This window comes from Flavobacterium lacus, assembly GCF_003268815.1.
In the GTDB taxonomy this organism is placed as follows: Bacteria; Bacteroidota; Bacteroidia; order Flavobacteriales; family Flavobacteriaceae; genus Flavobacterium; species Flavobacterium lacus.
The window spans coordinates 95,612-110,001 of the sequence record NZ_QLSV01000003.1; the positions used below are offsets into that span (position 1 = coordinate 95,612).

Below are 14,390 nucleotides of genomic sequence, written 5' to 3' on the forward strand. Positions count from 1 at the left end.
ATGAAAACGCCCCAAATGCCACACTTAAAAACAATCTTCCTACTCGGTTGTTTTTTACTACTCAACTTGGCTGCCTATGCCCAAGTTCCGGTTCCTTTTACGGTTCGCTATGAACGAAATTTAAAAGGAGATATGACTTTGATTTCAAACGGAATTGTTAACAGACAAACCAATTCCGACAGCCCGAATGTTCCGTACAATGAAGTTGGAAATTCATCTGAATTCAATGATAACCTTAACATGCGTTACATCGATATTGATAGCGACCCAAGTACGTTCAGTTCCAGTAGTGCATCTCTACTTTTGCCTGCCAGCGGATGCAACAAAATTGTGTATGCCGGATTATATTGGTCAGCCACGTATCGATTCAATAACGGGTTTTCTACTTCTCCGGGAGAAGGTGATAATGTGCGTGAAAATGATTTTAATCAAGTGCGATTAAAATTGCCCGGAGGTGCTTATCAAAACATCACCGGACAATTGCTATTTGACGGATTTACAGACCCTAATTTTATAGCAAACAGTCCATACAGTTGTTTTGCAGACATTACTTCTTTGGTAACCGGTTTAGCCAATCCGGAAGGAGAATACACAGTGGCAAATATTAGAGCTACGCAAGGACAAATAAATGGGGGAGGAGTTTCGGGAGGATGGACTATTTTCTTTGTATACGAAAATCCAACCATGACGGGAAAATACATTACGGCTTATGACGGTTTTGCAGGCGTTCGTGCCACAATTGGTCAAACGGATATTTCTTACTCCGGATTTACGACTTTGCCTCCGCCATTTCCGGTAAGAGCAAAATTAGCTTCGGCCGCCTTAGAAGGTGATAATAGAATTACGGGCGATCAGTTGTTATTTAGAGCTGACTCAAACGCTACTTTTACCGCGTTGGGCAATACATTAAATGTAACCAACAATTTTTTTAATAGTCGATTAACGCTTAACAACACTGACTTTGTAGATCGAGTTCCAAACAGTTTAAATACGTTGGGATACGATGGAGATATTATTACAGTAGCGAATCCGCTTAACAGTGTAATTCCGAATAATGAAACCGGAGCAACACTTCGGATTACCTCAACACAAGACACTTACTTTATGTTCTTCAATGCATTTAATATTGAAGTCATAGAACCGGATATTAAATTAGTAAAAACAGTCGAAGATTTAGCAGGAAACGACATCGGTGGGGCTGATGTGAACCTAGGGCAATTCTTAGATTATGTTATTACTTTTCAAAATGTAGGTAATGATGATGCTACCAACGCCACAATACGAGATATTTTACCGATTAACACCACGTTTATTTCAGTGGATTTAAGTGGAGCTCCTGGGGTGACTTTCACTAATGATCCTGCTTTTGATGAACTGATTTTTAATTTACCAAATAATTTGGTAGAAATGGGCGATCCTATTTATACCATTCGCATTCGCGTTCAAGTGGCAACAACTTGCAGTGAGTTGGAAGATGCTTGTTCAAATTTAATTCAGAATCAAGCCTATGCTACTTATCGTGGAGTTTTAAACAGCAATTGGATATCAAATGACCCAAGTTTTGCCGGACTAGACAGTTGTGGATTTGGTCAACCGGGTCCGGCGAATTTCTTGGTCGATATCGATGATTGTATTTTTGAAAATGAAGCCTATTTATGTGGTAGTGATATAACGCTTACCGCAGCTAATGGGTACGAAACGTACACTTGGTACAATAGTTCCAATGTAGTAATTGGAAATACGCAAACCATTACTGTTTCCAATGTGGGAACGTATACAGTTGTGAATACAGCAACTCCTCCGTGCATCGGAATTACTCAAACGTTTAATGTATTATTATTTGGAGCAACACAAACCAATCCGGTGATTCCTTTTGCCGATGAGGTGGTGATTTGTCCGAATAATGGAGAACAATTGCCTTATATATTCTTATGTGGAACCAATGATAGTCAGCTTATTCAAACCGGAATCAGTGATGCAACCAGTATTGTTTGGGAGGTGTTGAATGAAGCAAGTTGTCCAGCGGTTGGTATTGATACATGTGCTAATAATAACCCGTCTTGTTCATGGAATCAAGTGGGAACGGGTGCCAATTTTAATGTAACAACGGCAGGACAATATCGCTTGACAATCAATTATCAAGATGGCTGTTTTACTCGTTTCTATTTTAATGTGTATACGAATTTATTAGACATTCAGTATGTAACAACAAACATACTTTGTAATACACCTGGAAGCATTACGATAACGAATCTTCCGTCGGATTATCAATTTCAATTAGTTGATCAAACAACAGGAAACATTTTAGTTCCTTATCAAAATAATCCGGTGTTTACAATTACAAATGCGGGAGTTTACACCGTTCAAGTTACACAAATTGGTGTGACTGACGGATGTGTTTTCGAATTGCCAAACATCGGAATTCAACAAAATAATTTTCAAGTTAATTTGATTCCACAAAACACCAATTGTAATGGTTTTGGAAGTATTCGTGTGCAAGCAACAGGAGCACAGCCGCAATATCAATTTAACATCACTAATCCAATTTCTGCAACAAGCGGATGGGTTGTTGATAACGATTATACCTTCAATAACCTAAATCCGGGAACTTATACCGTTACAGTTGTTACAGAAGATGGTTGTTCATTTACAGGAGCAGTGACCATTGTAGATCAAAATGATTTGGCTTTAGTAGCAACTGTTTCTCAAAATATCACTTGTAATCAAGGCAACATTTTAGTAAATCCTTCTGGTGGACAACCACCACATTCTTTTGCTATTTATAGTTACAATGGAATCTTGCAAAATCCAACAGCAGCAGATTATCAAACCAGCGTTATTTTTGACATTGAATTTGGTCAACAAGGAACCTATGTTTTTATAGTTGTAGATGCAAATAATTGTACTGCTTTATCCAATCCCGTAACAATTGAGTTAGTTCCCAATGTTCAATTCACGACAACTATTCACGACATAAATTGTTTTGGTCAGAATGATGGATCAATTATCTACAATTTAACTTCATCAAATGGCTTTCAAGTTTCTTATCAATTATTAGATGAAAACGGAAACATCATTAGCACTAATAATTCGGGCATTTTCAATAATCTGCCTGCTGGAAATTACACTGTTGTTTTGGTTCAATCACAAGGAAATCGGGTGTGTGAATTCCCAACCGATTTTACCATTACTGAACCAACACCAATGACCGGTGTGGCTGTGATTACTGAAAATTATACTTGTATAACCAACGCAGGAACAATCGGAATTCAACCGGGAAGTGTCTCCGGCGGAACTGCTCCGTATTTGTATAGTATTGATGGTGTTAATTTCATCTCAGCATCTGAATTTGCTAATTTAACATCCGGAAATTATACGATTTATATTCAAGATGCCAACGGCTGTGTTTTTATAACTAATACCATTGCATTAGTTGCACCTAATCAATTAACCGATTTAACGTTTAGTGCAACTGCTTTAACGTGTCCGTCACAAAATGCAACAGTTACAGTTACCACCGTTGGCGGAACTGCTCCGTTTACCTTTCAAATTATCGCTCCAGCCGGACAAACGGTTAACAACGGAACTAATCCTGTTTTTGCAGGATTAACTGCCGGAACTTATACGTTTCAAGTAACCGACAGCAATGGGTGTACGTATCAAGAAACCTACACTATCAACCCGTTACCAATTATTGATGTAATTGGTCAAACGATAAGCAATGTGGTTTGTTTTGGAGCTTCAAATGGAGAAATTTCATTTTCGGTAACCAATTCAAATCCGTACAATTATCAAATTGTGAATAGTGCGAATGCAATTGTTGCATCAGCGAATAATTCAAATTTAGCGACTATTTCTTTAACCGGATTAACAGCTTCAGCTTATACGATATCGGTTACAGACACCATTACTAATTGTACAGACACCACGACAGCTATAATTGAAGCACCAAGTAGTGCGTTGGGTTTTACATTTGTTACCAATCAAATTAGTTGTAATTCTAACGGAAGTGTAATCATTACAGCTACCGGCGGGTGGGGAAGTTATCAATACCAACTAACGCAACCAAATGGGGTAGTGGTTGGACCTCAATCAAATGCCACGTTTACAAATTTAACTCAAGCCGGAACCTATACGATTTCGGTTAATGATATCAATGGTTGTGTTGTGAGCAACACATTCAACCTAACTACGCCAACAAATCCTGTTGCTGTAATTGCATCGTCATCCGATTTATGTTTTGACGCTAATGGGGCTACATTAGTAATTGCAGTGACGGGTGGTGTAGTTCCTTATACCTACAGTATCAATGGAAATCCATCACAAAATTCAAACACATTTGCCAATTTAACTCCGGGAAGTTATACGGTAATTATTACGGATGCCAATGGATGTACCTCAACTGTTTCGCAAACCATTCAACCTGAATTAACAGGCGATTTATCGTTAACCAAAGGTTTGGATTGTACGGCGTCGCCAAACGCTCAAATTTCAGCTGCAATCGCTGGCGGATTAGCGCCGTTTACCTATCAAGTTTCTTTTAACGGGGGAGCTTTTGGAACATCCACGAATGTGGTTGGAACTAACTTTGTGTATTCTACTGCGAACTCCGGAAATTATCAATTTTTGATAACCGATGCACAAGGCTGTACTTTTACAAGTCAAATTGTTACTGTTGACCCGTTGACATTGCCGGAAATTACCTCGGTTGTAGAATTACAAGGAATTTTATGTCATGGAGGAAACGAAGGAGAAATTCAAATCAATACCAATAACGCAGTTGGATTGGCTCCTTTTGTTTTAGAAGTAATCAATACCACAACCGGTATAAATTACGGAACGCAAACGTCGGGATTAACAGCCGGAAATTATCAAATTACGTTAACAGATGCTAATTCGTGTACCGATACAGCATCTATTACATTAACTGAACCTAATCCGATTGCTTTCACAATTACTACGGTAGATATTACGTGTAACAATCCGGGTGGTACTTCTTATGGTGAAATAATCGTGCAAGGTGTAGCCGGTGGAACAGCTCCATATACTTATATTTTAAATAATAACTTCGGATTTATAGATTCATATACTCCGGTAACCAATGAAAATCATTCCTTCCAAATTCTTAATTTCGGAATTTATAATGTAGAAGTAATTGATGCCAACGGATGTGTATTTATAGTGGATGAAATCATCATTGCTTCACCTCCAAGTGATTTGATTATTGATGTTTCTGCTTCCACTTCTAATTGTGTGAACGGTGGAACGGCGGTAATTACAGTAACTTCTGCAGTAAGTAGTGGTTCGTATGAATTTGCTATTTTAGAAACCAACACCTTACCTTATTCCACAAACTACCAACCGGCTGATGTTGGAACTCCTGAAACTTCTACTTTTACAGGATTAGTTCCGGGTGTAACGTACACTTTTGTAGTACACGATTTAATAACCGATTGTTATTATTTTAAAACTGCTGATACACCAATTAACACCCCATCCAATTTAACTTCGGTGATAGATATGGTTGGAAATGTTAGTTGTACGGGAAGTAATGATGGTTTTGTGAATTTTACATTTGATAATTATGATGCTACAGCGACGAGTGTATCCTACGAAGTATTTAATTCTCAATCGAATATTTCCACTGGAATTACGGGAATGTCATCACCGCTTGGCGGACCAATTTCTGTTACAAATCTTGGCCCATTAGCTCCCGGAATTTATTACATTTTGTTTACTGAAAATGGAGGAACATTAACCGGATGTAGTAGTGCATCAATACCATTTACCATTTCACAATCAACTAATTTATTGCAAGTAACTGCGAATGTTACCAGAAACGACAACTGTTTAAACAACAGAGGACGAATCACTGCAACAGGTCAATTTGGAACAGCTCCTTATCAATATCAATTGGTTTTAGCAGGCAACCCTGCACCAACTGTTGCCACGTGGGCGGGCAGTGCAACCAATGTTTTCAATGTGGAAGGCGGAAATTATGTAGTATATATTCAAGATGCCAACGGATGTATTCAATCAGCACCTGTATTTGTTCCAACAGATCCTTCTCCGCAAATTTCAGCTACTGTAACCAATTTATGTACAGCTGCTCAAGGCGATTTCACCATTGAAGTAACGTTAACAACGGCCGGAATTGCTCCTTATACGTTCAGTTTAAACGGCGGAACATTCCAAGCACAAACGGTTCCAACATTTACTTATACCAATTTGAATTCAGGAAATTATTCAATTGGAGTGAGAGATTTTAACGGATGTATTCATACTGTAAACCTTACTATTCCTGCTCCTTTGAATTTAACTCCGGCAATTACAGCTCAAACTTCTTGTGCTAATAACGATGGAATTATTACCGTAACACCTTTCGGCGGAAGCGGAACTTTTACTTATGAACTACAAAACAATGTAGGCGGTGTAATTGTTGCTGCTCAAGCTTCTCCAATATTCAACGGATTGGCTTCAGGAAATTATGTGGTGGTAATCAATGACACAACCACAGGTTGTTCTGCTCAAGCTCCAATTGAATTAGAACCTGCAACTCCTGTAACTTTTACCACTGTTCATAATGATGTAAGTTGTAATGGCGGAAATGACGGAAGTATTACCGTGACTTTACCATCATCAAATGATAACCCGATTTACACGTATGTTTTAACAGATGGTGTAAATGCCCCAATTTCTCAAAATAATGGGGTTTTCACCGGATTAGCGGCTGGAACTTATACGATTGCTGTGACTTCTGCCAGAGATTGTTCGTTACAAGAAATCATTGTAATTGATGAACCGGCTTTATTAACAGTTGCTGCAACAGCTACCGATTTTGCTTGTGATGCTTCTAATGTGGTTCAAACATCAACCATTACAGCCACAGCCAATTTTGGAACAGCTCCTTATGTTTACAGCATTAACGCAACGAATTTCTTCGCTTCCAACACATTTACAATTGTAGATAATGGAAGTGTTCAAAACATTACTGTGACTGTTCGTGATGCTAATAACTGTTTGGCAACTACGGTCGTTAACATAAATCCGCTACCAACCATTACTGCAGTTACTGCAACAACGGTAACGAATTTAACGTGTACAAATGACGGAACCGTTCAAATTAATGTAACCGGTGGTTCTGGTGATTTTACGTTTGAATTATTACCACAAGGAAGTCGGCCTGCCATCACACCGGGAAGTGGAGTCTTCAGTGCCAACTTTACGTTGACTGAACCTGGAGCTTATACATTCCAAGTAACTGATAATGTTACAGATTGTTATTTTATAACAGCTCCTTACGAAATTGCTCCTTTTGATACCATCGAAGCAACTATAATCAACTCATCTGCTGTAACGTGTTTTGGCGATACGGATGGAACAATCACCGTGAATGTTTTGGGTTATGTTGGAAATGTTACCTATTATGTAATTGATATTCAAGGAAATACGGTTGCTTCCGGAAGCGGAAATACTGCTATAAATCCATTTATCGTTTCTGGATTATCAGGCGGAAATTATCAAGTGGTTTTAACAGCTACCGAAACACCTTTCTGTACAGCTACATCTAACTTTGCAGTTGTTTCTTCTCCAAGTGAGCCTTTGGTTTTAACTGCTAATGAAACAGCAAATGTGACTTGTACAAATAATTTAGGTGAAATTTTTGCCAATGCAACCGGAGGATGGGGAACGTATCAATATGAATTGGTTAACAACACGACTGCTACAACTGTTCAGCCTTTTGGAGCCAATTCTTTATTCTCAGGATTGACTGCCGGAAATTATACAGTTACTGTGGAAGATGCCGGAGGTTGTTCAGTAAGTTCAACTGTTATTCTGATTCAACCGAGTTTAATTTCAGCGAATCTTACTTCTACCAATACTAATTTACTTTGTAATGGTGATACAAATGCTTCTGTAACGGCAGCAAATGTAACAGGAGGTCAAGGAACATATCAATATATTTTGAACACCTATGATTCTACCGGAACAACAATTGTAACCAGTTCAGGAGGACAAACGAGTCCAACTTTTGATGGATTAGGTGCCGGAATTTACAGCATCACCATCACAGACGGATGGAATTGTGATTTTACAACCAACATTATCACTATCACTGAACCAACAACTGTAGTGGCTTCATTAACCTTAACGAGTTCATTAACCTGTCAAAATGATGCGGTAATCACTGTTTCTGCTTCGGGTGGAATGGCTCCGTATCAATACAGCACAGACGGATTCACTTTTACCAACACAACGGTTTACAATGTCGGTCCTGGAACGTATCAGTTTTTTGTAAGAGATGCAAACAATTGTGCCGTAGTTCAAACCAATCAAATTACGATAGAAACTATTCCTGATTTAGAATTGAATTTGAATCTGAATAGTGCCACCATCAACTGTTTTGGAGAAAGTACAGCAACCATCATTGCCAACACAACAGGCGGTTTAGGAAATTATAGTTACACGCTTTTAGATGGAGCAAATAACGTAATTGCCGGTCCACAAAGTAGCGGAATGTTTACCAATCTTCCATCTAGTAATTATATCGTTGAGGTGGATAGTGTGGATTGTAATGCAGTTTCATCAGTTATCCAAATCACTGATCCGCAAGAATTGATGATTTCTAACTTGACTGTCAATAATGTTTTATGTAATGGTGGTGAAAACGGAAGTGTTTCCATCCAAACTACAGGAGGAACAGGAACAGTTCAATATGCGATTTCGCCTAATTTGAATCAATTTTTCAACACCGGAACATTCAACAATTTAGCTCCGGGGAATTATGATATTATTGTTCAAGATCAAAACGGTTGTTTCATTTTATTGGATGTTGAAATCACAGAACCTGCTCCAATAGTAGCCGATGTTGATTTAATATCTGTTGTCCAAAACTTGTGTTTAGGTGATAATGATGGTTCGTTTACCGTTCTAATCACCGGCGGAACTGCACCATATTCAACCAGTTTGAACAACCAAGATCCAAGTGCTTTTGTTGAAGGACAATTATCGTTCTCAGGATTAGCAGGAGGAACTGATTATTTCATCTTCGTAAAAGATGCCAATGGTTGTGAAACAATTGCGTATATCTTCTTAGATGCTCCGGTAGAAGTAATTCCAGCTATCGAATCAGTTGTGTATAATTGTACAGGAAATGTGCCGGGTAACATCGTAACTGTTTCTGTCAATGCATCAGCAGTTGGAAATGTTCAATATGCTTTGGATGGTGGAACATATCAAGCCTCAAATGTGTTTGTGAATGTTCCAGCCGGAAACCATACTATTTCAGTTCAACACACAAATGGTTGTACCAAAACTGTTGATGTGAATATCGATGATAATCAACCGTTAAGTGCAACTTTATCAAGTGTTCAAAACGTACTTTGTAACGGAGATTCAACCGGAAGTGTAACGGTTGATGTTACCGGAGGAACAGGAACGATTGAATATGCAATTTCACCTAACTTAACCACATTTACAACAAACAATGTGTTTACGAACTTAGCTGCCGGAACGTATGACATTATCGTTCGAGATGGAATTGGATGTAATGTTACGCAACAAGTAATCATTACAGAACCAACCGTTGTGAATTCAAGTGTTTCTGCATTGGTGCAGGAATTATGTACAGACGATGGAAACGCAAGCATCACAATTGCTGTAAACGGCGGCGTTGCTCCTTATTCAACAAGTTTGAATAATCAAAATAACTTTGTAGCCAATCAATTTACTTATGCTAATTTAACTGGTGGACAAACCTATACCATTTTCGTTCAAGATGCGAATGCTTGTATTTCTTCTATTCCGGTAACGTTAGATGCTCCTGTAACAATTTCTCCAACTATTGATGTGACCTATATTTGTGCAGGAAATATCGTTGGAAATACAGTTACCGTAACTGTAAATTCAGCTATTGAAAATGATGTAACCTATTCATTAGATGGTGGAGCTTTCCAAGCATCAGAAACATTCAGCAATGTTGCGGTTGGAAACCATACCATCAGAGTAAGACATAGTAATGGTTGTGAGCAACAAGTTCAGTTTACCATCAATCCATCCACACCGGTTCAAGCGGTATTTACACAAGTGGATGTAACTTGTCATGGTGAATCAACAGGTTCTTTCCAAGTTTCAGCATTTGGCGGTAGCGGACAATTAGAATTTGCCATTTCTCCAAACTTGACAGATTTTGGTCCAAACCAAACATTTACCAATTTACCTGCCGGAAATTACACGACTATTGTTAGAGATGAGATTGGTTGTACTACCCAGTTAAACATCACTATTAACGAACCAAATCCTTTAGATGCTTCCTTAGTAACGATGTTCCCGGATTTGTGTGCAGGTGATAATGTAGGAGCAATTGAAATTTCCATCATTGGTGGAGTTGCTCCTTATTCAACAAGTTTGAATAATGAAAACAATTACACACCCAACCGTGTTTTGTTTGAAGATTTAGCTGGCGGACAAACCTATACCATCTATGTAAGAGATGCCAACGGATGTGTAACAACATTGCAAGTGGCAGTTGATGGAGGAATCAACATTTCTCCCGGAGCTGATGTTGTATATGGTTGTGTTGGTGATTCAGCTTTTAATACCGTTACCATCAAAGTAATGCAGAATGTAGAATCGCAAGTAACCTACTCGTTAGATGGTGGAGCATATCAATCTGGAAATGTATTTACCAATTTATCAAACGGAAATCATACTGTAACCGTTCTTCATGAAGATGGTTGTTCGGAAACAATTGGATTTACCATTTCGAATTATATTCCGATTACCTTAACTTTAACTGAAACCTATCAAAATCAGTTTACTGCAACTACAACCGGAGGAAGCGGAAGTTATACTTATTTCCTTAATGGTGTAAATTATGGATACAACAATGTTTTCCAAATACTAGCTACCGGAACCTACACCGTGGTTGTTGAAGATGAAAACGGTTGTACGGCCGAAGCTCAAATTTACATCGAGTTTATCGACATCGATATTCCGAACTTCTTTACACCAAATGATGATGGTGATAACGATACGTGGGTTCCTGAGAATTTAGAAGGATTCCCAAATGCTCGCGTAGAAGTTTTTGACCGCTACGGAAGAATTATTACGCAATTTGGACACAAAGGCGAGTGGGATGGAACCTACAATGGATCACTGTTACCTACCGGTGATTATTGGTACACCATCACGCTCGACGGAGGAAGACAATTTGTTGGAAATGTTACGCTTTACAGATAAAAATTTATAAAAATGCCAACTCCAAATCGCCACAAGTTTGGAGTTGGTTTAACCCAAAAACCTACAACCATGAAAAAAATAGCCCCATTTTTCATTTTGCTGGCCTTTCTAAACGGAAAAGCCCAGGAATTAAACCTACCATCTTTTACGCAATATTTAGCCGATAATCCTTTTTTGATTTCTCCGGTATATGCCGGAATCGGTGATAATGTAAAAATCAGAGCCAACGGATTTACACAATGGGTTGGAATCAAAGACGCACCCGAAAATATGTCGCTTGCTGCCGATATGCGAATTCACGATCAATCAGGAGTGGGTTTGTATTTGTATAGCGATAAGAACGGAAACACCCGTCAATCAGGAGCAAAAGTGAGTTTTGCCCATCACATTGTAATTGATAAATATGCTGAACAATTTGTTTCGTTTGGTATATCCTACGCATTGAATCAGTTTAGAATTGAAATTGAAAATTTTACCGGACAAGATATGGCGGTTGTTGACGATAGAAGATTAACCAATCACAATGTTGATGTTGGTTTTTTATATCGTAAAAACGGTTTCTACGGAAGTTTTACCGTTGCGAATTTATTAAACAAAAATTTAGATGTTTTTAATGATATTGAACCGCTTGAACTTCGTAATTATCAAGTGTTTTCAGGTTATAAATGGCGAAGCAGTTCAAACAGTGATTTTGAAGTGGAACCATCAGGATTTTTTCAATATTTTGAAAGTGATCAAAGATCTACTACCGATTTGAATTTGAAGCTTCGTTTTTATAACTTTGATGATTATTACTGGGCAGGTGTTTCCTATCGGTTTTTAAATGATCAATTGTTGGAACCTTTGAACATTGGACCGATGTTGGGATTAAAGAAGAGTAATTTTTACTTCGCTTATTCCTATCAAATCACGCTCAACAAATTGGTGAATTACAATTCGGGTACGCACATGGTTACGCTTGGTATAGATATTTTCCAAGGCATCAGCAACTGTCCGTGCACCTATTAAAAACAACAAATGGGAACAATTAAATTACAAAACATCCGAACATTTTCGTTTCACGGCTGTTTGATGGAGGAAAGCAAAATCGGCTCAGATTATTCAATAGATTTGGAAATTAAAACTGATATGCGAAAGTCGGCTACTTCAGATGAATTGCACGATACAGTTGATTATGTTCACCTAAACAAAGTAGTGGTGGAAGAAATGGCTATTCGCTCCAAGTTATTGGAGCACATTGCTCATCGTATTATCAAACGTATTTTTGATGAAATCCCTGCTGTTTCACGCGTGATCGTTTCGGTTTCTAAACTTAATCCGCCTATTGGTGGTGATGTGGAAGCGGTTACGGTGGTAATGGAGGAGTATAGGAGTTGATTTTGTTTCAGGTTTCAAGTTTCAGGTTACTTTTACAAAAGTTTTTTAGCGAATAGCTTTTTAACTTTAAACTTTTTATTTACATTTGCCATCCGATTATAAGGCGTCGTGGCCGAGCGGCTAGGCACCGGTCTGCAAAACCGTCTACCCCGGTTCGAATCCGGGCGATGCCTCAAAATTAAAGCTTCTTGAAAAAGGAGCTTTTTTTGTTTTAAATTTTTATAAAAAATTAATTAAAGATAACGCAAAACCGTCTACTCCGGTTCTCCCGATTGCTATCGGGGGGGCGATGCCTCTGAAACCTTCGAGGAAACTTGGAGGTTTTTTTATTGTAAATTTTTAGAAAAATTAATCAGAAATTCTAACATTAATCACACCGGCTTTCTTAAAATAACCTCCTAAACCTTTAGTATAGTTTATGTTATTAATTTTTAATTCACTATTCTTTTTTAACCTTTTAAGTTGATTAAATGTATTTTCATCGATTCTATTTCCATTAACATCAATATTTTTATTATCTGAAAATTCAATACTGAAACTTGATACATTAAATTTTAAACCAGTTAATAAATTTTCAAAATAAACTGTAATTTCTGCATTTTCCAATTCAGATAATTTCATTAAAACTATACAGTCGATGCAATTTCTATTATTTATTCTTCCTAAAACTGGTGGAAAATTTAAAATTCTTAGTAGATGTTCTTCAATTATTTTAGAATCATCTTCCAAAATTATTTCTAATTTAACAACCACTTCATTTCCTTGTCCGGGAGAAATGGAATAATGTCCATTATTATAAGTTAAACCTAAACCAGAAGCTTTGAATGATTTTGCGTTTGGTACAGCAATAGAAATTGGATTTTGAATTCCTCTATAAACCACATTCAATTTATCAACAGAAATTACTCCTATTTTTGGTTTTGAAACTAATGTAGTATCATTTTGTGCCAATAAAAATTGACAGAAAAGCAAAGAGCATATAAGTTGAAATTTATTCATTCAAAATTTTAAAATAAAAACTATGCAGCATCCGTATTCATAGGTTGAATAGTATCTAATTCATCTTTTTTAGCCATTTCCTCTTCTTCAATATCATAATCATCTTGTAATCCTAACCAAAACTTAGCAGTAGTACCAAAGTATTTTGATAATCGCAAAGCTGTATCTGCCGTTATTCTTCTGTTTCCTTTAATAATTTCACTTATGCGAGTTTGAGGAATAAACGTTTCTTTTGATAAACGGTATGCCGATATTTCAAGCGGAACAAGAAATTCTTCTTTTAATATTTCACCGGGATGTATGTTTTTTAAAGTTGCCATAATTTCAATATTTAATGATAATCTATAATTTCTACTTCAAAAGCATTGTCATTTTCCCACCTAAAAATTATTCGCCATTGTTTATTAATTCTGATACTATGAAATCCTTCAAGATTTCCGCTTAATTTTTCTAAATGATTTGCCGGTGGAATCCTTAAATCATTTATATTTTGAGCATTATTTATCATTCTTAATTTTCTTCTGGCAACATTTTGAATGTCAGAAGGAAGTTTTCTGGATTGATTTCCATGCCAAATTTTCTCCGTTTCTTTACAGGTAAAACTTTTAATCACAAAACAATAGATTATATACTAACGTCAAAGGTAAGTGTTTTTTTGTTCACAACAAAATCGTATTAATACTCAAGGCTTTCTATCTTATTCATAATCATTTCCTTTTCCTTTGGAAAAAAGCCTTGAATACTTAATAGGCTATTCTGAATTCATTTTAAAG

The 14,390-nt window shown here is 37.2% G+C and carries 6 protein-coding genes and 1 tRNA gene; 4 read left to right on the top strand and 3 right to left on the bottom strand.

Features of this window, described 5'->3' with window-relative positions:
- The 4 genes from B0I10_RS03520 to B0I10_RS03535 all read left to right on the top strand — a co-directional run bounded on the left by B0I10_RS03520 (position 1) and on the right by B0I10_RS03535 (position 12,791).
- A complete protein-coding gene (locus B0I10_RS03520; RefSeq protein ID WP_112085114.1) occupies positions 1 to 11,241 on the top strand; it encodes a T9SS type B sorting domain-containing protein in 11,241 nt (3,746 codons plus the stop codon).
- 69 nt (positions 11,242 to 11,310) lie between these two features.
- A complete protein-coding gene (locus B0I10_RS03525; RefSeq protein WP_112085323.1) occupies positions 11,311 to 12,249 on the top strand; it encodes a PorP/SprF family type IX secretion system membrane protein in 939 nt (312 codons plus the stop codon).
- A gap of 9 nt (positions 12,250 to 12,258) precedes the next feature.
- On the top strand, positions 12,259 to 12,618 hold the full coding sequence (folB, locus tag B0I10_RS03530; protein WP_112085115.1) for a dihydroneopterin aldolase: 360 nt from the start codon (positions 12,259 to 12,261) through the stop codon (positions 12,616 to 12,618).
- A 102-nt stretch (positions 12,619 to 12,720) separates the two neighbouring features.
- Positions 12,721 to 12,791 (top strand) — tRNA-Cys (locus B0I10_RS03535).
- Positions 12,792 to 12,966: 175 nt separating this feature from the next.
- Here the strand turns inward: B0I10_RS03535 and B0I10_RS03540 are convergent.
- Genes B0I10_RS03540 through B0I10_RS03550 form a run of 3 tightly spaced genes read right to left on the bottom strand, consistent with a single transcriptional unit; the run spans position 12,967 to position 14,230 of the window.
- The gene (locus B0I10_RS03540; protein WP_112085116.1) at positions 12,967 to 13,617 is read right to left on the bottom strand and encodes a GldM family protein; all 651 of its coding nucleotides are present in this window, start codon (positions 13,615 to 13,617) and stop codon (positions 12,967 to 12,969) included.
- 20 nt (positions 13,618 to 13,637) lie between these two features.
- The gene (locus B0I10_RS03545; protein WP_112085117.1) at positions 13,638 to 13,937 is read right to left on the bottom strand and encodes a HigA family addiction module antitoxin; all 300 of its coding nucleotides are present in this window, start codon (positions 13,935 to 13,937) and stop codon (positions 13,638 to 13,640) included.
- An 11-nt stretch (positions 13,938 to 13,948) separates the two neighbouring features.
- Positions 13,949 to 14,230 carry a type II toxin-antitoxin system RelE/ParE family toxin gene (locus B0I10_RS03550; RefSeq protein ID WP_112085118.1) on the bottom strand — a complete coding sequence of 94 codons (282 nt, stop codon included), beginning with the start codon at positions 14,228 to 14,230 and terminating at the stop codon, positions 13,949 to 13,951.
- Positions 14,231 to 14,390 lie beyond the last annotated feature (160 nt).

Coding starts and splice junctions, on each gene's coding strand:
- B0I10_RS03545 (WP_112085117.1), bottom strand. CDS start 13,937: ATGGCAACTTTAAAAAACATACATCCCGGTGAAATATTAAAAGAAGAA.
- B0I10_RS03540 (WP_112085116.1), bottom strand. CDS start 13,617: ATGAATAAATTTCAACTTATATGCTCTTTGCTTTTCTGTCAATTTTTA.
- B0I10_RS03525 (WP_112085323.1), top strand. CDS start 11,311: ATGAAAAAAATAGCCCCATTTTTCATTTTGCTGGCCTTTCTAAACGGA.
- B0I10_RS03520 (WP_112085114.1), top strand. CDS start 1: ATGAAAACGCCCCAAATGCCACACTTAAAAACAATCTTCCTACTCGGT.
- folB (WP_112085115.1), top strand. CDS start 12,259: ATGGGAACAATTAAATTACAAAACATCCGAACATTTTCGTTTCACGGC.